The organism is Streptomyces venezuelae, from assembly GCF_008642355.1.
GTDB classification, from domain to species: domain Bacteria; phylum Actinomycetota; class Actinomycetes; order Streptomycetales; family Streptomycetaceae; genus Streptomyces; species Streptomyces venezuelae_B.
Map to the genome: position 1 here is coordinate 2,456,186 of NZ_CP029193.1, position 21,664 is coordinate 2,477,849.

Below are 21,664 nucleotides of genomic sequence, written 5' to 3' on the forward strand. Positions count from 1 at the left end.
CGCACAGCTACGCCACCCTCAAAGCCCCACCACCGACACCTCCGTCGCCTTCACGCTCGTCCACACCCCGGCCCCCTCCACGAGCCCGAGCTCCACCGCCGCCTGCGGGGTGATCTCGGCGACCAGGTCCGGCGCCTCGCCCGAGGTGACGAGGACGCGCAGTCGACTGCCCGCCGTGGTGATCTCACGCACTGTCCCCGGCCACACATTGCGCGGGCTGCCCTCCGGCTTCTCTCGGTGCAGGGACACGGCCTCCGGAGCGATGACCGCGAGCGCCCGCGCGCCCTCCTCCAGCGGATCGGCGACGACCAGGCGTCCCTCCCCCGCCAGCGCGAGCGTCCCGTCGGAGGCGGCGGTGCCGGGCCAGGCGTTGCGGCCGAGCATGCGGGCCACCCAGGGCGAGCGCGGGTGCCGGGTGACCTCGGCGGGCGGCGCGTCCTGCAACGTACGTCCTTCGTCGAGTACGAGGACCCGGTCCGCCAGCGATACCGCCTCGACGGGGTCGTGCGTGACGATGAGGCAGACGCCGCCGAACCCGTCGAGGTGGCGGCGCAGGGTGTGCCGGACGTGGGCGCGGGTGGTCTGGTCGAGGGCGGCGAGCGGCTCGTCGAGGAGGAGCAGCCGGGGGCGGGCGGCCAGGGCACGGGCCAGGGCGACCCGCTGGGCCTGCCCGCCGGAGAGCTGCGCGGGCCGACGGTGCGCCAAGTGCCCGACGCCGAGGCGGTCGAGCCAGGCCTGCGCCTCGCGCCGTGCGTCGGCACGCCGTACGCCCTGTGCCCGCAGGCCGTACGCGGTGTTGCCGAGCGCGTTCAGATGGGGGAAGAGCGCGCCTTCCTGCGGCACCCAGGCGACCCCGCGCCGGTGCGGGGGCAGCGCGGTGACGTCGCGTTCGCCGAGCCGGAGCTCCGCGTGGGCGCGTGGGGTGAGGCCGAGGAGCGCGCGCAGCAACGTCGTCTTGCCCGCACCGTTGGGCCCGACGACGGCGATGGTGGTGCCGGGCCTGGCGTCGAGGGTGAGCTGGTTGTAGCCGCTGACGTCGGCGTGCAGCCCCCACTTCTCGTCCGCCCCGGCGACCGCCACGGACGGAGCCGCGGTCGCCGCTTCCCCGCCCTCCTCCTCGCCGCCGCCCCGCATGGGCTCCCGTACCCGCCCCGGACCGCCCCCCGCCGTCCACCGCCCGCGCAACCCGACGAGCACGGCCATGGCGATGGCGAGCAGCAGCAACGACAGCGAAGTCGCCGCCTCCGGGGAGTCCTGCAACAGCAGGTACACCTGGAGCGGCAGAGTCTGCGTCGTCCCCGGCAGGTTCCCCGCGAAAGTGATCGTGGCACCGAACTCGCCGAGCGCCCGCGCCCAGGTCAGCGCGGCTCCGGCGGCGAGTCCGGGGGCGACCATCGGCAGGGTGACGGTGAGGAACACCCGTACCGGCGAGGCTCCCAGCGACGCCGCGGTCTCCTCGAACCCGGGCCGAAGCCCGCCCAGCGCGCCCTCCAGACTGATGACGAGGAACGGCATGGCGACGAACGTCGCCGCGACCACCGCGCCCGACGTGTGGAAGGGCAGCACGATCCCGAAGGTGTCCTCCAGCCACGGCCCGAGGAGCCCGCGTCGCCCGAACCCGAGGAGCAGCGCGACGCCGCCGACGGTCGGCGGCAGCACCATCGGCAGCAGCACGAGGGACCGTACGAGCGCCTTCCCCCGGAACTCCACCCGCGCGAGCAGCCAGGCCAGTGGCACCCCGAGCAGGAGCGAGAGCCCGAGGGCCCAGAACGACACGAGCAGCGACAGCCTGAGGGCCTGGGTGACCCCGGGAGCCGTCAGGTGTGTTCCGAGGTCGCCCCACTCGGTCCGGGCGAGGATGCCGACGAGCGGCATCAGCAGGAAGGCGACGGCGAGCACCGCGGGCACAGCGAGCGTGAGCGGCGCGCGGGACCGCACGCGCGCGCGAGAACGAAGTCGGGGCAGGTTCATCTCCTTGCTACGGCTTCTGGAACCCGGCGTCCCGCAGCATCTTCTGTGCCTCGGGCGTGCTGAGCCACTTCACGAACGCGGCGGCCTCATCACTGTGCTCGGAGTTCTTGAGGGTCGCGGCCGGGTAGGAGGCGACGGCGTTCTGCGCGTCGGGGATCTCGACGGCGTCGACCTTGCCGGGCGCGCCGGCGGCATCGGTCCGATAGACGATCCCCGCGTCGGCCTCGCCCAGCTCGACCTTGCTGAGCACGGACCGCACGTTGGCCTCCTTGGAGACCGGCTGGACGGCGATGCCCTGCCGGTCGAGGACCTGCTTGCTGTAACGCCCGACGGGCACGGTGTCGTCGGCAAGAACAACCTTCAACCCGCTGCTGCCGAGATCCTTGAGCCCCTTGATCCCCTCAGGATTGCCTTCCCGAGTGGCGATGACCAGCCGGTTCCTTGCAATGACGGTGGGCTCACCGGTCTCACCCTTGAGCCCGTCCATGGTCCTGGTGTCGGCGGTGACGAGCACATCGGCGGGCGCCCCCTGCTTGACCTGCGCGGCAAGCTCCTGCGACCCGGCGGCGGAGACAGTGATCCTCGTCCCCGGATGCTCCTTCTCGTACGCCTTCTCGGCGACGGCGAAGACATCGGTGAGGGAGGAAGCGGCGAGAACGGTGAGACTGACGTCCTTCTCCCCGCCACCGTCGCTGTCACCGTCATCGCCACTGCCACAGGCGGCGAGCGGAACGAGCAGCGCGGCGGTGGCGGCAGCGGCGACGGCACGGCGGACGGTGCGGCCGGAGAACTTCGGGGACATGGCACGGCTCCTTGCGGACGAAGAACACGACAAAGCAACGCACTCAGGCACTGCGCGGGCACTGCTCACGCACGATCGATGTGCACACTGGTGGACTTGACCCGGGCAGTGGCCTCGACCCCGACTTCGAGGCCGAGCTCCTCCACGGCCTCGCGGGTGAGCAGTGAGACGAGCCGGTGCGGCCCGGCCTGGATCTCGACCTGAGCGGCGACGTCGCCGAGCTTCACGGCGGTGACGATCCCGGGAAAGGCGTTCCGGGCAGAGGTGTACGAAACCTCCTCGTCACCCCCACCCGCACCCGCCGCCGCGCCCTGCCCGACCTCTACGGCGAAGGCGGCGAGATCGCGCCCGTCGATGAGCCGCCGCCCGCCCTCGTCCCGATGCGTGGCGACCCGTCCGGCATCGGCCCAACGACGAGCGGTGTCGGGACTGACCCCGAGCAGACGGGCGGCCCGCCCGATTGTGTAGGACTGCATATGCGACAAGATAATCGCGATCGCCTGGCAGATGTAAAAGTTGAGCCGTATCTCCATGGCAGATGCGACTACGCACCGCCGCTCCTGGAGAATCCTCCAAGCCGCCGCCCCGCCCCCACGGACAGGCATAGCCGGCCCGAACCGGAGAACTCGCCACCTCATGGCACTCTTCGACGAGGACAAGCACCCACGGGACAAGCAGACCCGGGACGGGCAGACGCGGGACGAGCAGACCCGGGACAGGCTCACGCCGGACGAGCACACGCCGGACGAGACCGAGCCCGCCCTCGGCACCGGTCCGGACCCGGAGGTCGAGCGGGCCGCCCCCGACGAACCCACCGAGCTGCCCGCACGCTCCTGGTGGGCGGTGCTGCGGCGCACCGGCAAGGAGTTCATGGACGACGAGCTCCCCGACCGCGCCGCCGCCCTCACCTATTACGGCGTTCTCTCCCTCTTCCCCGCGCTGCTGGTCCTCGTCTCGCTCCTCGGCGTGATCGGCGAGTCGGCGACCCACAAGGTCCTGGACAACCTCCAGGACCTGGCGCCGGGCCCGGTGCGGGACCTGCTCGGGGACTCGGTGCGGCAGCTGAGCGACAGCGGCGGCACCAGCGGGGTGATGGCGATCGTGGGCCTGGTGCTCGCGCTCTGGTCGGCGTCCGGATATGTGGCGGCGTTCATCCGTACCTCCAACGCCGTGTACGACCTCCCCGAAGGCCGACCGGTGTGGAAACTGACCCCGCTGCGGATAGCGCTGACCGTGGTCCTGATGGTCCTGCTCGCCATCAGCGCGCTGATCGTCGTCTTCACGGGCCCGCTGGCCGAACGCGCCGGCGACGCGATCGGTGTGGGCGACGAGGCGCTGACGGTGTGGTCCATCGCGAAGTGGCCGGTCCTGCTGGTCCTCGTGATCCTGATGATCGCCCTGCTCTTCTGGCGGGCCCCCAATGTCCGCGGCCCCGGCTTCCGCTGGCTGAGCCCCGGCAGCGCCGTCGCGGTCCTGCTCTGGCTGCTGGCCTCCGGCGGCTTCGCCCTGTACGTCGCCAACTTCGCCTCGTACAACAAGACGTACGGCACCCTCGCGGGCGTCGTCGTCTTCCTGATCTGGCTGTGGCTGTCGAACCTGGCGATCCTGCTGGGCCTGGAGTTCGACGCGGAACTGGCCCGCCAGCGGGCGATCTCCGGCGGCATGCCCCCGGAGGAGGAGCCGTACGTGGAACCCCGCGACACCCGCAAATGGCCCCGCCGCCGCAAGCAGCGCGTGACACGGAAGGCCTAGGTGCCACCCGGACTTCGCCCGAACGGGCGGCCCCCGGAGGTTTGCGCGGTTGACGCAGGTGGAAACGTTCCTGCGGCCTAGCGCTGTGGTGGGGCGGGTGGGACTCGAACCCACGGCCGACGGATTATGAGTCCGCTGCTCTAACCGGCTGAGCTACCGCCCCTAACGGCGCGTCGCGCACATTTGTGCGCGCCGTCTGCCGCAGCATAGCCGCTCATACGATCTCCTGCTTCGGATGGTCGGCTTCGCTCGACCATGAGGACCGCAGGGCTGCCCGGATGGTTCCATCAGGCGCGGAACACGCACGGAAAAGGACCCCCGAGAGGCATCTCGGGGGTCCTTCGTCACAGCTCTCCCGACTGGACTCGAACCAGTAACCTGCCGGTTAACAGCCGGCTGCTCTGCCAATTGAGCTACAGGAGACCGAGCTCCCCCGACTGGACTCGAACCAGTAACCTGCCGGTTAACAGCCGGCTGCTCTGCCAATTGAGCTACAGGGGATCGTCTCGTTGCATCGAACGCACCTACCTGGGAACTCTCCGGGCGGCGCGCGCTCGCTGCGACACATACATTAGCGCAAGCAGGGGGGTGCTCCGCCAATCGGTATCCCTCCGGCGATCAGCGGGCAAGCGAGAGACCACCGGCAGACGACCGGCAGACAACAGACAGACGCGCGACACACGTGCGAAGCCGACGCAAGGAAAGGGTGGCAGCCATGCGGTACCGGCTCACATTCGTGGCGGGACTGGCCCTCGGGTACGTGCTCGGAACCCGGGCCGGACGCGAGCGCTATGAGCAGTTGCGGAAGTCCGCCCGCGAGATCTCGCAGAACCCGGCCGTGCGCAACACCGTCGAGTCCGCGACGCAGCAGGGCCGCGAGGTGGCGGGCAAGGCGTTCCACACCGTCTCCGAGCGGGTCGGCGACAAGATGCCCGACTCGGTCGCCGAGCGCGTCCGCTCCCTGCGCGAGAAGGGCCAGGGCGGCGCGGGGGACGACTGGGGCACCAGCAACACCTAGCGGCACCCGCACGGACCACCGCGTGGATCACGTAGAGCGAACAGGGGTACGGGACACCGGCCCCCGTGCGGCAGAATTCCTGGCATGGGGATAGTCGCAGGGTTGGACAGTTCGCCCGATTTCACGCGCATCGTGGTCTGTGACACGGACACGGGTGCCGTACTGAAGCAGGGGTACGCACCGCATCCGCTGGAGAACGCCGAGGGCGGCGGGCGGCCCTCCGACGTGGATCCACAGGCCTGGCTGCTCTCCCTCGGCGAAGCCGCCGGGGGCGGGCTGCTGGAAGGCGTGCAGGCCATCGGCGTGTCCGCCCAGCAGAACGCGCTCGTACCGCTCGACCAGCACGGCAACACCGTGCGGCCCGCGCTCGTCGGCAACGATCGACGGGCGCAGGTGGCCGCCGTCGACCTGATCGACGGACTCGGCGGCCGGGAGGCCTGGGCGCAGTCCGTCGGATGCGTGCCGCAGGCGCCGCACCCGGTCACCAAGCTGCGCTGGCTGGCGAAGAACGAACCGGAGTCCGCGCGCCGCACCGCCGCCCTCCTCCAGGCGCCGGACTGGCTCGTGTGGCAGCTGCTCGGCCGGCCCGCCCGGCGCACGACCGACCGCGGCGGCGCGTCGGGCACCGGGTACTGGTCGGCGGCGAGCGGAACGTACCGCCCCGATCTCGTCGAGATGGCCCTCGGGCACCAGGCGATGCTGCCCGAGGTGATCGGGCCCGCCGAGGCCGCGGGGACGACGCCCGAAGGGCTCCTGATCTCGGCCGGAACGGGCGAGACCATGGCCGCCGCATTCGGGCTCGGGGTCCAGCGGGGCGACGCCGTGGTGTCGCTCGGCGCCTCGGGCTCCGTGATGGCCGTGCACCACGAGGCGCTCGTCGACGCGGCGGGCAACATCACCTCCCTCGCGGACGCCACCGGCATGCACCTGCCGGTCGTCCACACCTCGAATGCCGTACGCGTCCTGCGCGGCTCCGCCGAGATGCTCGGGCTCACCGACCTGGAGGAGCTCTCCGCGCTCGCCATGAAGTCGACTCCCGGCGCCCACGGACTGGTCCTCCTCCCCTACCTGGAGGGTGAGAAGACGCCCAACCTGCCGCACGCAGCCGGGACGCTGACCGGGCTGCGGCGCGAGTCCATGAAGCCCGAGCACCTGGCGCGTGCCGCCTTCGAGGGCATGCTGTGCGGCCTCGGCGACGCGCTCGACGTCCTGCGGGGGCGCGGGGTGGAGGTCCGGCGCGTGTTCCTGCTGGGCGCCGCCGCCGAGCTGCCCGCCGTGCAGGCCGCGGCTCCGATGCTGTTCGGGACGCAGGTCGTGGTGCCCCAGCCCGCGGACTACGCGGCGATCGGTGCGGCACGGCAGGCCGCGTGGGCGCTGACCGGACAGCTGCCGCTCTGGCAGGGCGCCTCGGCGCAGGTCTTCGAGCCGGGCGAGGAGCTCGCGGTGGGGCAGGCCGTACGGCAGCAGTACGTGACGGTGCGGGAGCAGTCCCATCCGGGGGCCTTCGCGTACTGAGGCGAACATTCGGGCGAGCCGTCCGCGGCTCGCACGTCTCTTGGATGACTCGTGGATCCGCCCAGTTCTTTACCCGGGCTGAAATTTGACCGGGTCATGGGTTAATCGGTTGCGCGGCCCCTGGCCGGGTGTCGGAGGATGGGTGCGGCCTTGCCCGCCGCCCCCATCTCGCCGACACCCGACTCCTCGAGAGACCGAGCGTGCTCATACGACTCCTGCGGACACATCTGCGTCCGTACCAGAAACCCATCGTCCTGCTGGTGCTGCTGCAGTTCCTGCAGACCTGCGCCGCGCTCTACCTGCCCAGCCTGAACGCCGACATCATCGACAACGGTGTCGTCGAGGGCGACACGGGTTACATCCTCGGCTTCGGCGGCATCATGATCGCCGTCACCGTCGTGCAGATGGTCTGCAACATCGGCGCCGTCTTCTACGGCGCGCGGACCGCCGCCGCCCTCGGCCGCGACGTGCGGGCCGCCGTCTTCGACCGGGTCCAGTCGTTCTCGGCGCGCGAGGTGGGGCAGTTCGGCGCCCCGTCGCTGATCACGAGGACGACCAACGACGTCCAGCAGGTGCAGATGCTGGTCCTGATGTCGTTCACGCTGATGGTGACCGCGCCCATCATGTGCGTGGGCGGCATCGTGATGGCGCTCGGCCAGGACGTGCCGCTGTCCACGGTCCTGGTCGCCGTCGTGCCCGTCCTCGGCATCAGTGTCAGCCTGATCGTGCGGCGGCTGCGTCCGCTGTTCCGTGCCATGCAGGAGCGGCTCGACACCGTGAACCGCGTGCTGCGCGAGCAGATCACCGGCAACCGCGTCATCCGCGCCTTCGTCCGCGACGACTACGAGAAGGAGCGCTTCCGCAAGGCCAACGCCGACCTGACCGAGGTCTCCCTCGGCAGCGGCAAGCTGCTCGCGCTGATGTTCCCGATCGTCATGACCGTCGTGAACATCTCCTCGATCGCGGTGGTCTGGTTCGGCGCGCACCGGATCGACGGCGGCGGCATGCGGATCGGTGCGCTCACCGCGTTCCTCGCCTATCTGATGCAGATCGTGATGTCCGTGATGATGGCCACCTTCATGTTCATGATGGTGCCGCGCGCGGAGGTCTGTGCAGAACGCATCGAGGAGGTCCTGGACACCGCCAGCAGCGTGGTGCCCCCGACCGCCCCGGCGCGCGAGCTGCGCAGCCACGGCCACCTGGAGATACGGGACGCCGGTTTCCGCTATCCCGGCGCCGAGGAGCCCGTCCTGAAGTCCGTCCACGTGGTCGCGCGGCCCGGCGAGACGACCGCCGTGATCGGGTCGACCGGCAGCGGCAAGTCGACGCTGCTGAACCTCGTACCGCGGCTGATCGACGCGACGGAGGGCGAAGTCCTGGTCGGCGGCGTGGACGTGGCGACCATCGATCCCGCGCTGCTCGCGAGGACGGTCGGCCTCGTCCCGCAGAAGCCGTACCTGTTCGCCGGGACCGTCGCGTCCAATCTGCGGTACGGAAACCCGGACGCCACCGACGAGGAGCTCTGGCACGCGCTGGAGGTCGCCCAGGCCAAGGAGTTCGTCGAGGGTCTGGAAGAAGGGCTCGACGCGCCCATCTCCCAGGGCGGGACCAATGTGTCCGGCGGCCAGCGGCAGCGTCTGTCCATCGCGCGCACGCTCGTGCAGCGCCCGGAGATCTACCTCTTCGACGACTCGTTCTCCGCGCTCGACTACGCCACCGACGCCGCGCTGCGCTCCGCGCTCGGCCGGGAGACCGCGGAGGCGACCGTCGTGATCGTCGCCCAGCGCGTGTCGACGATCCGGGACGCCGACCGCATCGTCGTCCTCGACGAGGGCCGCGTCGTGGGCACCGGCAGCCACCGGGAGCTGATGGAGAGCAACGAGACCTACCGGGAGATCGTGCTCTCCCAGCTGACGGAAGCGGAGGCCGCGTAATGCCCCCTGGCATCGGTGGGCCCATGCTGGGCCCCGACTCCCGTTCCATGGACTTCAAGGGTTCGGGCAAGCGGCTGCTCGGGCACTTCAGACCCGAGCGCGCCACGATGTACGCGATGCTCGTCGCCGCCGTCCTGAGCGTCGCCCTCTCCGTGCTCGGCCCCAAGATCCTCGGCCGCGCGACCGACCTGCTCTTCGCGGGCATCGTCGGCCGTGACATGCCCGACGGGACGACGAAGGAGCAGGCGCTCGACGGCCTGCGCGCCCGCGGCGACGGCGGCACGGCCGACATGCTCTCCGGCGTCGACTTCACGCCCGGCGAGGGCATCGACTTCGGCGCGGTCGGCGAGGTCCTGCTGCTCGCGCTCGGCACGTTCGTGGTGGCGGGCCTGCTGATGGCGGTGGCGACACGGCTGTCGAACCGCGCCATCAACAAGACCGTCTTCCGGATGCGCGGCGACGTACAGGCGAAGCTCTCGCGGCTCCCGCTGTCGTACTTCGACAAGCGGCAGCGCGGCGAGGTGCTGAGCCGCGCCACGAACGACCTCGACAACCTCAACCAGACGCTGCAGCAGACGATGGGGCAGCTCATCAACTCGCTGCTGACCATCATCGGCGTCCTGGTGATGATGTTCTGGGTGTCGCCGCTGCTCGCGCTGGTGGCGCTCGTGACGGTGCCGCTGTCGTTCTTCGTGGCGACGAAGGTCGGCAAGCGGTCGCAGCCGCAGTTCGTGCAGCAGTGGAAGACGACCGGCGCGCTCAACGCCCATGTGGAGGAGATGTACACCGGGCACACCCTGGTGAAGGTCTTCGGACGGCAGGAGCAGTCGGCGAAGGCGTTCGCCGAGCAGAACGAGCAGCTGTACGAGGCGTCGTTCAAGGCGCAGTTCAACAGCGGTGTCATGCAGCCGCTGATGTTCTTCATCTCGAACCTGAACTACGTCCTGGTGGCCGTGGTGGGCGGTCTGCGGGTCGCGTCGGGGTCGCTGTCGATCGGTGACGTGCAGGCCTTCATCCAGTATTCGCGGCAGTTCTCGATGCCCCTGACACAGGTCGCCTCGATGGCGAACCTGGTGCAGTCGGGTGTCGCGTCCGCCGAGCGGATCTTCGAGATCCTCGACGCCGAGGAGCAGGAGGCCGACCCGGTGCCCGGCGCGCGGCCCGAGAAGCCGCGCGGGCGCGTGGAGATGTCGCACGTCTCGTTCCGCTACGACAAGGACAAGCCGCTCATCGAGGACCTGTCACTGGTCGTCGAGCCGGGACACACGGTCGCCATCGTGGGGCCCACCGGCGCCGGCAAGACGACGCTGGTCAACCTGCTGATGCGGTTCTACGACGTGACGGGCGGGCGGATCGCCCTGGACGGGGTCGACATCGCGGCGATGTCCCGCGACGAGCTGCGGTCCGGGATCGGCATGGTGCTGCAGGACACCTGGCTGTTCGGCGGCACCATCGCGGAGAACATCGCGTACGGCGCGCCGAAGGACGTCACGCGCGAGGAGATCGAGGAGGCGGCGCGCGCCGCCCACGCCGACCGCTTCGTGCGCACGCTCCCCGACGGCTACGACACGGTGATCGACGACGACGGCGCGGGCGTCAGCGCGGGCGAGAAGCAGCTCATCACCATCGCGCGGGCGTTCCTGTCCGACCCGGTGATCCTGGTCCTCGACGAGGCGACGAGCTCGGTCGACACGCGTACGGAGGTGCTGATCCAGAAGGCGATGGCGCGTCTGGCGCACGGGCGGACGTCGTTCGTCATCGCGCACCGGCTCTCCACGATCCGGGACGCGGACACGATCCTGGTGATGGAGAACGGGTCGATCGTCGAACAGGGCTCGCACGACACCCTGCTGGCGGCCGACGGGGCCTACGCACGGCTGTACGCGGCGCAGTTCGCGCAGGCCGTCGCCGAGGTGGACTAGCGAGGCTCTCAGGGGCTGCCTTCAGTCGAGGTAGCCCCTGAGCTGGTCCGCGAAGGCGTGGTCCCGCAGCTTGTTGAGGGTCTTGGACTCGATCTGCCGTATCCGCTCGCGCGTCACGCCGAAGATGCGGCCGATCTCCTCCAGAGTGCGGGGCCTGCCGTCCGCGAGGCCGTAGCGCAGCTGGACGACCTTGCGTTCGCGTTCGCCGAGCGTGGAGAGGACCGCTTCCAGGTGCTCGCGGAGCAGCAGGAACGCCGCCGACTCCACGGGGCTCGTGGCGTCGCCGTCCTCGATGAGGTCGCCGAGCGCGACGTCGTCCTCCTCGCCGACGGGGGCGTGCAGCGAGACGGGTTCCTGGGCCAGGCGCAGGACTTCGCTGACGCGTTCGTGCGGGAGGTCCAGGTGGGCGGCGACCTCTTCGGGCGTGGGTTCGTACCCGCGCTCCTGGAGCATGCGCCGCTGGACGCGTACGACCCGGTTGATGAGCTCCACGACGTGCACGGGGACGCGGATCGTGCGCGCCTGGTCGGCGAGGGCGCGGGACATGGCCTGGCGGATCCACCAGGTCGCGTACGTCGAGAACTTGTAGCCGCGGGCGTAGTCGAACTTCTCGACCGCCCTGATCAGGCCGAGGTTGCCCTCCTGGACGAGGTCGAGCATGGTCAGCCCGCGCCCCACGTACCGCTTGGCGACGGAGACGACCAGGCGGAGGTTGGCCTCGATGAGGCGGCGCTTGGCCATCCGGCCCATGACGACCAGCTTGTCGAGGTCCAGGGCGAGCTGGGAGTCCAGGTCGGGGGTGTTGCCGAGCTTCTCCTCGGCGAAGAGACCGGCCTCGACGGCGCGGGCCAGCTCCACCTCCTCGGCGGCGGTGAGCAGCGGGATCCGCCCGATCTCGCGCAGGTACTGGCGGAACAGGTCCGAGGACGGGCCGCCGGTGTCGGCGCGGCTGCGGGGCGCGGGCAGGTCGAGGATCTCGGGCGCGAGGGCTTCGGGTGTCTCAGGGGCCTCGGGAGCCTCGGGGTCCTCGGTGTCGTCCCGCGCGGCGGCCGTGTCGGGGGTCTTCCGCGCAGTCTCCGGGGCCGTTTCCTGCGTTGCCGAGGCCTCGGGGTGCCGGGCGGCCCGGCGCTGCGGCGGGACCGACTCCAGGACGTCCGTATCCGCATCCGCGCGCGGGGCGGTGTCGGTCTGGGTGAGGGTCTGGGTCTGCACGGGGGCGACCTCCAGGGTGATCGCATCTGAGGCGTGCGGCAACGGGAGAGGGACGGCGGCCTCGCCGCTGTCCGTCCCGAACACGAATTGTGGAACCGCGGGGGTCTCGGACCCGCTGTCGGCGGGTCGGCCGCGCTCCGAGGACTCAGGCACCGGAACCCAGTGTGGGGCACGACACACGGCCGCCACGAGGGGCGTGCGGTGACTTTTTGAGTCCGGTCCGTGACCGCGTGGTTACCCGACGGGTAACCCCGGTTCCCCGAACTCAATCGCCGGGGAGCCCGGTGGACGCGTCAGAGTGCGTCCGCGCCCCGCTCGCGGAGCGCCTGCCCGTACTGCTGGAGGACCCACAACTCGTTCTGCACGGCGGTCAGATGCTGCGGGTCGCCGCCCGCGCCGAGGCGGGCGAGGGTGCCCTGCACGTCGCGGATGCGGCGGTCGACGGCGCGCAGCCGGACCTGCACGAGCTGGATGCCCGCGTACATCTCGTCGACGGTCTTGCGCAGGATCGCCTCGACGGCGAGTTCGGTGACCATCGCGCGGACCGCGTCGTCGGGCGCCGCCTCACGGACGCGTACGAGGTACTCCTGCGGGTCCTGTGCGCCGTACTCCGCGCCGCCCGCCTCCTCGATGGCGCGGCGCACCGCGGCGTAGGGCGGGGCGGTGAACTCGTCGACGCCGTACGCGTCGAAGGCCGGGGAGACCAACTGCGGGTACTGCAGAGCAAGTTTGATGAGCTCCCGCTCGGTGCGGTGGGCGGGGCTGCGAAGGTTGAGCGCGGGGCCGCTGAAGCCCTGCGGCGCGCTCTCGTACGCCCCCGCCGAGCGCTGGGCCGCCGGTGCGGGGGCGGGGCCCCGGCCGCCGCGGTCGCGGGCCCAGCGGGCGAGCTGGGCGACGCGCTTGACGACGAACTGGGTGTCGAGGATGCCGAGCATGCCGGCGAGCTGCACGGCGACCTCGTGCTGCGCGCCGCTGTTCTTGATGCGGGCCACGACGGGGCCCGCCTCGTCGAGGGCGGCGGCGCGGCCCGCGGGGGTCTCCAGGTCGTACCGCGCGACGATCTGGCGCAGCGCGAACTCGAAGAGCGGTGTCCGCGGTTCGACGAGCTCGGCGACGGCCGCGTCGCCCTTGGCGAGCCGCAGGTCGCAGGGGTCCATGCCGTCGGGGGCGATCGCGATGTACGTCTCGGCGGCGAACTTCTGGTCGTCCTCGAAGGCGCGCAGGGCCGCCTTCTGACCCGCCGCGTCACCGTCGAAGGTGAAGATCACGCGGGCCGAGCCGTTGTCCATCAGGAGGCGGCGGAGGATCTTGATGTGGTCGCCGCCGAAGGCCGTGCCACAGGTCGCGATGGCGGTGGTGATGCCGGCCAGGTGGCAGGCCATCACGTCCGTGTAGCCCTCGACGACGACGGCGCGGCTGGTCTTGGCGATCTCCTTCTTGGCCAGGTCGATGCCGTAGAGGACCTGGGACTTCTTGTAGATCGCCGTCTCGGGCGTGTTCAGGTACTTCGGGCCGTTGTCGTCGTCGCGGAGCTTGCGCGCGCCGAAGCCCACCACGTCGCCGCCGATGTCGCGGATCGGCCACATGAGACGGCCGCGGAAGCGGTCGATGGGGCCGCGGCGGCCCTCCTGGGAGAGGCCGGAGAGGGTGAGCTCCTTGTCGGTGAAGCCCTTGCCGCGCAGGAAGCGCGTGAGGTGGTCCCAGCCGGCCGGGCTGTACCCGACGCCGAAGTGCGCGGCGGCGGACTGGTCGAAGCCGCGCTCGGCGAGGAACTTCCGGCCGATCTCGGCCTCGGGGCTCTCCAGCTGGTCCACGTAGAACTGCGCGGCGATCTTGTGGGCCTCGACGAGGCGGATCCGCTCGCCGCGCTGGTGCGCGGGGTTGTACCCACCCTCTTCGTAGCGCAGCGTGATGCCCGCCTGGGCGGCGAGGCGCTCGACCGTCTCCGAGAACGTGAGGTGGTCGATCTTCATCACGAAGGCGATCGTGTCGCCGCCTTCCTGGCAGCCGAAGCAGTGGAAGAGACCCTTGCTCGGGCTGACCTGGAAGGACGGGGACTTCTCGTCGTGGAAGGGGCACAGGCCCTTGAGGTTTCCGCCCCCCGCGTTGCGCAGCTGGAGGTAGTCGGAGACCACGGCGTCGATCGGGACCGCGTCCCGAACCGCCTTCACGTCTTCGTCATTGATCCTGCCTGCCACGTAGGAATACTACGGCTCGCCTGTGACACTCCTGTCCGGCCGGTCACCCCAGGAGCGACGCCAGAGGGGTCGACGGGTCCGCGAGGGCGTCCGGGTCGGGGCGCACGCCCTTGCGGATCAGCTGCTGGATGGGGTCCGTGACGTCCCACACATTCACGTTCATGCCCGCGAGGACCTCTCCGTCGCGCAGCCAGAACGCGATGAACTCGCGCTTTCCGGTGTCGCCGCGCACCACCACTTGGTCGTACGTCCCCGGAGGCGCCCAGCCCGAGTACTCCAGGCCGACGTCGTACTGGTCGGAGAAGAAGTACGGCACGCGGTCGTACGTGACGTCCTGGCCGAGCATCGCGCGTGCGGCGGCCGGGCCTCCGTTGAGCGCGTTGGCCCAGTGCTCGACGCGGAGCCGCGTGTCGAAGAGCGCGTGGTGGACGGCGGCCACGTCGCCCGCCGCGTAGATGTCGGGGTCGGAGGTGCGCAGCGACGCGTCGACGGCGATGCCGCCGCCGGCGGCGCGGTCGACCAGGGCGAGGCCCGCGGACTCGGCGAGGGCGGTGCGGGGGGCTGCTCCGATGGCGGCGAGGACGTCGTGCGCCGGGTGCTCCTCGCCGTCGTCCGTGCGGGCGGCGAGGACCATGCCGTCCTGGCCCGCGATCTCGGTGAGGCGCGCGCCGAAGTGGAAGCGGACGCCGTGCTCGGCGTGCAGGTCGGCGAACATCTGGCCGACCTCGGGACCGAGGACGGCGTACAGCGGGGTCTGCTCGGCCTCGACGACGGTGACCTCCGCGCCATACTCCCGGGCGGCCGCCGCGATCTCCAGGCCGATCCAGCCCGCGCCCGCGATCACGAGGTGGCCGTTGTCCCTGCCGAGGGAGGCGAGGACGTGCCGCAGGCGGTCGGCGTGCGCGAGGCGGCGCAGGTGGTGGACGCCTGCGAGGTCGGTGCCGGGAACGTCGAGGCGGCGCGGCTCGGCACCGGTGACCAGCAGGAGCTTGTCGTAGTGGATGACGGCGCCGTCACCCAGACGGACGCTCTTCGCCTCGCGGTCGATGGCGACGACGGTCTGGCCCAGGTGCAGTTCGACGTCGGCCTGCGCGTACCAGCCGGGTTCGTGGACGAAGACGCTGTCGCGTTCCTCCTTGCCGAGGAGGTACCCCTTGGACAGGGGCGGACGCTCGTAGGGGTGGTCACGCTCGTCGCCGATGAGGATCACCCGGCCGGTGAATCCTTCGGAGCGGAGCGTTTCGGCCGCCTTGGCTCCGGCCAGCCCTCCTCCGACAATGACGAACGTCTGATCCGCGTCGACCACTTGATGCCTCCTTGCCCGGGGTACCGGGGATGTACCCCGGAAGAACTCAGTCTTGCCACACTTGCCAACTGGGCTTGCCGCCACTGGGAGCGTCCCGCACGCGGCGTGCGGGCGGAAGGGGGCCCGCCCCCGACCGGCCACATCCCGTCACCCACGTCCCCCCGCTCAGGGCCTCGACGTCAGGCGGGTGTGCAGGGCGCGCGCGGCGGCGTCCGTCAAGGACGCGATCTGGTCGATCACGACGCGCCGCGCGGCACGGTCGTCGGGCGCCGCGTCGAACAGCGCGCGGAACTGCGGGTCGAGACCGTCGGGGGCGCGGGCGGTGAGCGCCTCGGCGAGCTCGGCGACGACGATGCGCTGGTCCGCGCGGAGCCGCTCCTGGGCGGGGCGCTGCATCACGTAGCGGTCGGCCACGGCCTTGAGGACCGCGCACTCGTGCCGTGCCTCGCGGGGCACGACGAGCTCGGCGGCGTACCGCGTGAGAGGGCCCTGGCCGTACCGCACGCGCGTGGCCGTCTCCGCCGCCAGACAGAAGCGGCCGATGAGCTGGCTGGTGGCGTCCTTCAGCCGGGCCTGCGCGACCGCCGATCCGTCGTACCCGTGCGGCCACCACTCCTGGTCCAGGAGGCGGTCGAGGGCCTGGGCGAGCTCTTCGGGGTCGGTGTCCTCGGGAACGTACCGCCCCAGGGCCACGGCGAAGACGTCCTGGCGCTCCGGTTCGGCGTGCAGCGCGTTCGGGTCGATGTGCCCGGCGTGCAGGCCGTCCTCGAAGTCGTGGACCGAGTACGCGACGTCGTCCGACCAGTCCATGACCTGCGCCTCGAAGCAGGTGCGCTGCCCGGGGGCCTCCTTGCGGATCCAGTCGAAGACGGGACGGTCGTCTTCGTAGACACCGAATTTCACCGACGACGGGTCGGTGGGGTGGGCGCCGAGCGGCCACGGGTACTTGGTGGCGGCGTCGAGGGCGGCACGCGTGAGGTTGAGTCCCACGCTGACCAGTTCGTCGGTGGCCTCGGAGCGGATGAACCGCTTCGGTTCGATGCGGGTGAGCAGCCGCAGCGACTGGGCGTTGCCCTCGAAACCGCCGCAGTCCCGTGCCACTTCGTTCAGCGCCTGCTCGCCGTTGTGCCCGAACGGGGGGTGCCCGAGGTCGTGGGAGAGGCAGGCCGTCTCGACCAGGTCGGGGTCGCAGCCGAGCGCGGCGCCGAGCTCACGGCCCACCTGGGCGCACTCCAGGGAGTGCGTCAGACGCGTACGCGCACTGGCGTCCCAGGCCTGGCTGCGGGTGCCCGGCGTGACGACCTGGGTCTTGCCCGCGAGGCGGCGCAGGGCCGCGGAGTGCAGGACGCGCGCGCGGTCGCGCTGGAAGGCCGTGCGCCCCGGCCTCTTGTCGGGCTCGGTGGCCCACCGCTCCACGGCTGCTTCGTCATAGGCGCTGTACGCCTCGTATCGCGCGTTCGGTGCTGTGCCTTCCATGCACCGACAGTAGACGCAAGCAGTGACAAACAGGGATCTGGCCTCATGGATTCGGCCTCGGTCAGACGCTGCTGAGGGTGCGTCGGGAGACGGATACGGGGGCGCTGCGTGCCTGGTCGTAGCGGAGCAGGACGAGACGGGCGAGTGCGGCGTGTGGGCCGAGGGGGGCCGCGGCGATCCAGGGGGCGGCGCCCGCGCTCTGGGTGGCGAAGCGCCCGGGGGCGGTGAAGTAGGAAGCGACGGCGGTACGTGTCCGCCCTTGCGCGGCCAGCGCTTCGAGCGCTTCGGGGACGCTTCGGGGGCAGGCCGGGGTGGGTGCGGCGTAGGCGGGGACGACGGGGACACGCAGCCGTTCGGCGAGCAGCCCGGCGGCGGTCTCCGTGTCGGCGGCCGACTCCGGGTCGCGGGAGCCCGCGGCGGCGAGGACCACGGCGTGCCTGTGTCGCGCACCGACCCAGGACCCGGACCCGGCCCCGGACCCACCTCCGGCCCCGGCCCCGGCAGGTCTCTCGGGCCAGCCGGCCTGGAGGAGCCGGGCGTGCAGCGCCTCGGCGAGCAGCGGGTGGGGGCCGAGCGGGGCGGCGACGCGGGTACCGAGGTCGGGGAAGCGGGCGGCGGCGGCCGGGATGTCGCGCTTGACGTGCTGGCCCCGGGAGAGGAGGAGGGGGACGAGGACGGCTTGGCCGACGGCTCGGCCGACGGCTTGACCGGTGGCCTGGGCCGTGAGGTCCTGCAGCGTGTCGGTGAGCAGCGGTTCGTTCAGCTCGATGTGACCGAGCCGGACGGCGAGTCCGGGTCGCTGCTCGCGGACGCGCTCGGCGAGGGCCGTGACGGTGGCGAGGGCCCGCGGGTCGCGGCTGCCGTGGGCGACCAGGACGAGGGTGGGGCGCGAGTCCGGGCTCGGGGCTGGGCTCGGGTCCGGGCGGAGGCCCGGGTGGGCGGCGCGGCGGGGGTGGCGACGACGGGTGCCGTCCGGTGAGACGAGGCTGAGCTGTGTGCCGAGCTGGCTGGAGATGCGGTCCATGATCTGCGCCGTACTGTCGAGGTGAGTGCTGCCGGACTCGTCGCGAAGAGGGTTCGACGGCGTCATGAACCGAGGATGGCCGGGACGTGTTGCCGGGGCGTTGCGCGGCGGTGACGACTGTTTTCACCGGGCTCACGGCGGGTGGTGGGGCGATGTCAGGGGCGGGGGGAGAGGCGGGGGGTGGTCTCGGGGGCGGGCGGGGGTGGTCTCAGGGGCAGGACGGGCGTGGTCTCAGGGGCGGGACGCGTGGTCTTCGGGGCGGTGTGGGGGTGATGTGGGGGGGGCGCGTGGGGGGTGTTTCGGGGGCACGGGTCGCTGACGTGGCCGGCGGGGCGGCTTACCGTTGAGGCATTGATCGGATCGGGGGGATCCGGCGGGACACGGGGCACGGGGGCGGATCGCCGATGAAGAGACGTGGGGAGCTTTCGGCGCGATGGGCGGCGCGGTGGACGGGACGACCGGCGGGGCGACAGGCAGGACGCCGGGCGGGGAGGCCGCGCAGGCCCGCGTGGCTGCGGCTGCCGCGCACGCGGAAGGAACAGCGGCGGACGGTACAGGCGGTGATGGCCCTGTGCGTGCTCGCACTGTTGCCCGCGACCTGGCTGTTCGTGTCGACGAAGGACAGGATCGGGTCGGTCGCCGATGCGCCGCGCGCACACGTGGCCGTGGTCTTCGGCGCCGGACTGTGGCAGGGCGAGCCGTCTCCATACCTGGCGCACCGGCTCGACGCGGCAGCGGAGTTGTACCGCACGGGCCGCATAGAGGTCGTGCTCGTCACGGGTGACAACAGCCGCGAGGAGTACGACGAGCCGGACGCGATGCGCACCTACCTGAAGAAGCACGGGGTGCCGGACCGCCGGATCGTGAGCGACTACGCCGGGTTCGACACGTGGGACAGCTGCGTGCGCGCCAAGAAGATATTCGGCGTGGACCGGGCGGTGCTGGTCAGCCAGGGCTTCCACATACGCAGGGCGGTCGCGCTGTGCGACGCCGCGGGCGTCTCGTCGTACGGGGTCGCGGTGGACGCCAAGCACGACGAGACCTGGTACTACGGCGGCGCGCGGGAGGTCCTCGCGGCGGGCAAGGCGGCGGTCGACGCGGTGTTCGAACCGGACCCGCGCTTCCTGGGGAAGCGGGAGCCGGGTGTGCCCAGGGCACTGGCCGCTCCGCGCTGAAGCCGGGCCGCCCAAGCGGGACACGGGCACCTCGCAGTGCGGCGCGGGCGTCTCACAGTGAGCCGCGGTCCTCGCTGAGGTCGGCTTACCGCGTGCGTAACGCGAGCGGGTCGGGGCGTGTAACAAGTCCGGCGGAGGCTGGACCGCATGCACTCCACGGCGACACCGGTGACACCCGCGACACCCGCGACACCCGAGACGTCCGCGACCCCAGCGCCCCCCGCAGCACCAGAGACCTCCGGTTCGCCCGCGACCTCGACCCACTGTCCGTACTGCGCGCTGCAGTGCGGGATGGACCTGGTCACGGGCCCCCAGGGGGTGGAGGTCGTGGAGCGGACCGGGTTCCCGGTGAACAAGGGCGCCCTGTGCGGCAAGGGGCGCACGGCACCCGCGGTGCTCTCCTCGCGGGTGCGGCTGACGGAGCCACTCGTGCGGTCCCGGGCCACGGGTGAGCTCACCCCGGCCACCTGGGAGGAGGCGCTCGACCGGGTCGCCGACGGGCTGACCCGCACACGGGCCGAGTACGGCGCGGACGCGTGCGGCGTGTTCGGCGGGGGCGGTCTGACCAACGAGAAGGCGTACGCGCTGGGCAAGTTCGCGAGGGTCGCGCTCGGCACGTCGCAGATCGACTACAACGGACGGTTCTGCATGTCGTCGGCCGCGGCCGCCGGGCAGCGGGCGTTCGGGCTCGACCGGGGGCTGCCGTTCCCGCTGGAGGACATCCCGCGCACCGGATGCGTGATCCTCGTCGGGTCGAACCTCGCCGAGACGATGCCGCCCGCGCTGCGGTATCTGACGGAGCTGCGGGAGAACGGCGGCACGTTGATCGTCGTGGACCCCCGGCGGACCAGGACCGCCGAGCAGGCGGACCTGCACCTGGCGCCGCGGCCGGGTACGGATCTCGCCCTGGCGCTCGGCCTGCTGCACCTGGTCGTGGCGGAGGGGCGCACGGACGAGGCGTTCATCGAGGAGCGGACGAGCGGATGGGAGGAGGCACGGGCGGCGGCGATGGCGCACTGGCCGGAGCACGTCGAGCGGATCACGGGGGTGGCGGTGCCCCGACTGCGGGACGCGGTGCGGCTCTTCTGCGGCGCCGACGCCGCGATGGTGCTCACGGCGCGCGGTCCCGAGCAGCAGTCCAAGGGCACGGACACGGTGGGGGCGTGGATCAATCTGTGTCTCGCCACGGGGCGCGCCGGACGGCCGTTCTCCGGGTACGGGTGCCTGACGGGGCAGGGCAATGGGCAGGGCGGGCGGGAGCACGGCCAGAAGGCGGACCAGCTGCCCGGCTACCGGAAGCTGACCGATCCGGCGGCGCGGGCTCATGTGGCGGGGGTGTGGGGAGTGGACCCGGACTCGCTGCCGGGTCCGGGCAGGTCGGCGTACGAACTGCTCGACGCGTTGGGCGGGGACATCAAGTCGCTGCTCCTGATGGGCTCCAACCCGGTCGTGTCGGCGCCGCGGGCCGCGCACGTGGAGGAGCGGCTCCGGTCGCTGGACTTCCTCGCGGTGGCGGACGTGGTCCTGTCGGAGACGGCGTGCCTCGCGGACGTGGTGCTGCCGGTGACGCAGTGGGCGGAGGAGACGGGGACGGTGACGAACCTGGAGGGGAGGGTGCTGCTGCGGCAGCGTGCGGTGACCGCGCCGGCCGGGGTGCGCGGCGATCTCGACGTGCTGCACGGGCTCGCGGAGCGGCTCGGGCACGGGAAGGGGTTTCCGACCGACCCGGAGGAGGTGTTCGAGGAGTTGCGCAGGGCGAGCGCGGGCGGGCCCGCGGACTACTCGGGGATCAGCTACGAGCGGTTGAGGGAGGACGACGGGAAGGGGGTGTTCTGGCCGTGCCCCGAGGGGGCCGGGGGTGCGGTGGCCGAAGGTGGACGGGCCCAGGGCGGGCGGGCCGAGGGGACGCCGCGGCTGTTCCTGGAGCGGTTCGCCACCGAGGACGGGCGGGCGCGGTTCGTGCCGGTGGTGCACCGGGACGCGGCGGAGGAGCCGGACGCGGAGTATCCGGTGCTGCTCACGACGGGACGGGTGCTCGCGCAGTACCAGTCCGGGGCCCAGACGCGGCGCGTCGACGAGCTCAACGCTGCGGCTCCGGGGCCCTTCGTGGAGCTGCATCCGCGGCTCGCCGCGCGTCTGGGGGTCGAGGAGGACGATCCGGTCGCCGTCGTCTCACGGCGCGGCCGGGCGGTGGCGCCGGCGCGGGTGACGTCGGCGATCCGCGCCGACACGGTGTTCATGCCGTTCCACTGGCCGGGCGAGGGTCGGGCCAACACATTGACGCATCCCGCGCTGGATCCCGTGTCGCGGATGCCGGAGTTCAAGGTGTGCGCGGTGCGGGTGGAGCGGGTGTGAGGGG

15 protein-coding genes and 3 tRNA genes are annotated in these 21,664 nt (G+C 71.7%); 7 read left to right on the top strand and 11 right to left on the bottom strand.

What is annotated here, in order from left to right; translation table 11 throughout:
• Window positions 1–18 precede the first annotated feature (18 nt).
• From DEJ47_RS11335 to DEJ47_RS11345, 3 genes are all read right to left on the bottom strand, one after another.
• The gene (locus DEJ47_RS11335; protein ID WP_150167433.1) at window positions 19–1,971 is read right to left on the bottom strand and encodes an ABC transporter permease; all 1,953 of its coding nucleotides are present in this window, start codon (window positions 1,969–1,971) and stop codon (window positions 19–21) included.
• Between the two features lie 7 nt (window positions 1,972–1,978).
• Window positions 1,979–2,773, bottom strand: coding sequence for a molybdate ABC transporter substrate-binding protein (modA, locus tag DEJ47_RS11340; RefSeq protein WP_150167435.1), 795 nt, complete (start codon window positions 2,771–2,773; stop codon window positions 1,979–1,981).
• 65 nt (window positions 2,774–2,838) lie between these two features.
• On the bottom strand, window positions 2,839–3,249 hold the full coding sequence (locus tag DEJ47_RS11345; RefSeq protein WP_150167437.1) for a molybdopterin-binding protein: 411 nt from the start codon (window positions 3,247–3,249) through the stop codon (window positions 2,839–2,841).
• Between the two features lie 160 nt (window positions 3,250–3,409).
• On the opposite strand from DEJ47_RS11345, the gene DEJ47_RS11350 reads away from it, so the two are divergent.
• Complete coding sequence (locus DEJ47_RS11350; RefSeq protein ID WP_150167439.1) at window positions 3,410–4,525, top strand: YihY/virulence factor BrkB family protein; 1,116 nt, start codon at window positions 3,410–3,412, stop codon at window positions 4,523–4,525.
• A gap of 86 nt (window positions 4,526–4,611) precedes the next feature.
• On the opposite strand, the gene DEJ47_RS11355 is transcribed toward DEJ47_RS11350, so the two are convergent.
• The 3 genes from DEJ47_RS11355 to DEJ47_RS11370 all read right to left on the bottom strand — a co-directional run bounded on the left by DEJ47_RS11355 (window position 4,612) and on the right by DEJ47_RS11370 (window position 5,026).
• A tRNA-Ile gene (locus DEJ47_RS11355) sits at window positions 4,612–4,688 on the bottom strand.
• Between the two features lie 187 nt (window positions 4,689–4,875).
• Window positions 4,876–4,948: transfer RNA gene (locus DEJ47_RS11365), tRNA-Asn, on the bottom strand.
• A gap of 5 nt (window positions 4,949–4,953) precedes the next feature.
• Window positions 4,954–5,026, bottom strand: a tRNA-Asn gene (locus DEJ47_RS11370).
• Between the two features lie 214 nt (window positions 5,027–5,240).
• Here DEJ47_RS11370 and DEJ47_RS11375 point away from each other — a divergent pair.
• From DEJ47_RS11375 to DEJ47_RS11390, 4 genes are all read left to right on the top strand, one after another.
• The gene (locus tag DEJ47_RS11375; protein WP_150175559.1) at window positions 5,241–5,543 is read left to right on the top strand and encodes a YtxH domain-containing protein; all 303 of its coding nucleotides are present in this window, start codon (window positions 5,241–5,243) and stop codon (window positions 5,541–5,543) included.
• A gap of 84 nt (window positions 5,544–5,627) precedes the next feature.
• The gene (locus DEJ47_RS11380; RefSeq protein ID WP_150167443.1) at window positions 5,628–7,058 is read left to right on the top strand and encodes a xylulokinase; all 1,431 of its coding nucleotides are present in this window, start codon (window positions 5,628–5,630) and stop codon (window positions 7,056–7,058) included.
• A 200-nt stretch (window positions 7,059–7,258) separates the two neighbouring features.
• The gene (locus tag DEJ47_RS11385; protein ID WP_150167445.1) at window positions 7,259–8,992 is read left to right on the top strand and encodes an ABC transporter ATP-binding protein; all 1,734 of its coding nucleotides are present in this window, start codon (window positions 7,259–7,261) and stop codon (window positions 8,990–8,992) included.
• Window positions 8,992–10,914, top strand: coding sequence for an ABC transporter ATP-binding protein (locus tag DEJ47_RS11390; protein ID WP_398333970.1), 1,923 nt, complete (start codon window positions 8,992–8,994; stop codon window positions 10,912–10,914). The genes DEJ47_RS11385 and DEJ47_RS11390 overlap by 1 nt, the downstream gene beginning before the upstream one ends.
• A 21-nt stretch (window positions 10,915–10,935) precedes the next feature.
• Here the strand turns inward: DEJ47_RS11390 and DEJ47_RS11395 are convergent, their stop codons facing one another.
• From DEJ47_RS11395 to DEJ47_RS11415, 5 genes are all read right to left on the bottom strand, one after another.
• Complete coding sequence (locus DEJ47_RS11395; protein WP_150167448.1) at window positions 10,936–12,279, bottom strand: RNA polymerase sigma factor; 1,344 nt, start codon at window positions 12,277–12,279, stop codon at window positions 10,936–10,938.
• Window positions 12,280–12,419: 140 nt separating this feature from the next.
• Window positions 12,420–14,324 (bottom strand): DNA primase, encoded by a 1,905-nt coding sequence (dnaG, locus tag DEJ47_RS11400; RefSeq protein ID WP_150167450.1) that lies wholly within the window; start codon window positions 14,322–14,324, stop codon window positions 12,420–12,422.
• A gap of 43 nt (window positions 14,325–14,367) precedes the next feature.
• The gene (locus tag DEJ47_RS11405) at window positions 14,368–15,630 is read right to left on the bottom strand and encodes an NAD(P)/FAD-dependent oxidoreductase (protein ID WP_150167452.1); all 1,263 of its coding nucleotides are present in this window, start codon (window positions 15,628–15,630) and stop codon (window positions 14,368–14,370) included.
• 165 nt (window positions 15,631–15,795) lie between these two features.
• On the bottom strand, window positions 15,796–17,106 hold the full coding sequence (locus DEJ47_RS11410; protein WP_150167454.1) for a deoxyguanosinetriphosphate triphosphohydrolase: 1,311 nt from the start codon (window positions 17,104–17,106) through the stop codon (window positions 15,796–15,798).
• A 61-nt stretch (window positions 17,107–17,167) separates the two neighbouring features.
• A complete protein-coding gene (locus DEJ47_RS11415; RefSeq protein ID WP_150167456.1) occupies window positions 17,168–18,196 on the bottom strand; it encodes a sirohydrochlorin chelatase in 1,029 nt (342 codons plus the stop codon).
• A gap of 338 nt (window positions 18,197–18,534) precedes the next feature.
• Between DEJ47_RS11415 and DEJ47_RS11420 the strand changes: the two genes are divergently transcribed.
• Entirely contained in the window at window positions 18,535–19,305 is a 771-nt protein-coding gene (locus DEJ47_RS11420; RefSeq protein ID WP_150167458.1) for a vancomycin high temperature exclusion protein, read from the top strand.
• 147 nt (window positions 19,306–19,452) lie between these two features.
• Entirely contained in the window at window positions 19,453–21,660 is a 2,208-nt protein-coding gene (locus DEJ47_RS11425; protein ID WP_150167460.1) for a molybdopterin oxidoreductase family protein, read from the top strand.
• Window positions 21,661–21,664: the final 4 nt, after the last annotated feature.

Bases quoted from the DNA above. Each gene is read 5' to 3' on its own strand.
- DEJ47_RS11350 (WP_150167439.1), top strand. From the start codon at position 3,410: ATGGCACTCTTCGACGAGGACAAGCACCCACGGGACAAGCAGACCCGG.
- DEJ47_RS11345 (WP_150167437.1), bottom strand. From the start codon at position 3,249: ATGCAGTCCTACACAATCGGGCGGGCCGCCCGTCTGCTCGGGGTCAGT.
- DEJ47_RS11375 (WP_150175559.1), top strand. From the start codon at position 5,241: ATGCGGTACCGGCTCACATTCGTGGCGGGACTGGCCCTCGGGTACGTG.
- DEJ47_RS11415 (WP_150167456.1), bottom strand. From the start codon at position 18,196: ATGACGCCGTCGAACCCTCTTCGCGACGAGTCCGGCAGCACTCACCTC.
- DEJ47_RS11420 (WP_150167458.1), top strand. From the start codon at position 18,535: ATGAAGAGACGTGGGGAGCTTTCGGCGCGATGGGCGGCGCGGTGGACG.
- modA (WP_150167435.1), bottom strand. From the start codon at position 2,773: ATGTCCCCGAAGTTCTCCGGCCGCACCGTCCGCCGTGCCGTCGCCGCT.
- DEJ47_RS11335 (WP_150167433.1), bottom strand. From the start codon at position 1,971: ATGAACCTGCCCCGACTTCGTTCTCGCGCGCGCGTGCGGTCCCGCGCG.
- DEJ47_RS11425 (WP_150167460.1), top strand. From the start codon at position 19,453: ATGCACTCCACGGCGACACCGGTGACACCCGCGACACCCGCGACACCC.
- DEJ47_RS11390 (WP_398333970.1), top strand. From the start codon at position 8,992: ATGCCCCCTGGCATCGGTGGGCCCATGCTGGGCCCCGACTCCCGTTCC.
- DEJ47_RS11410 (WP_150167454.1), bottom strand. From the start codon at position 17,106: ATGGAAGGCACAGCACCGAACGCGCGATACGAGGCGTACAGCGCCTAT.
- DEJ47_RS11380 (WP_150167443.1), top strand. From the start codon at position 5,628: ATGGGGATAGTCGCAGGGTTGGACAGTTCGCCCGATTTCACGCGCATC.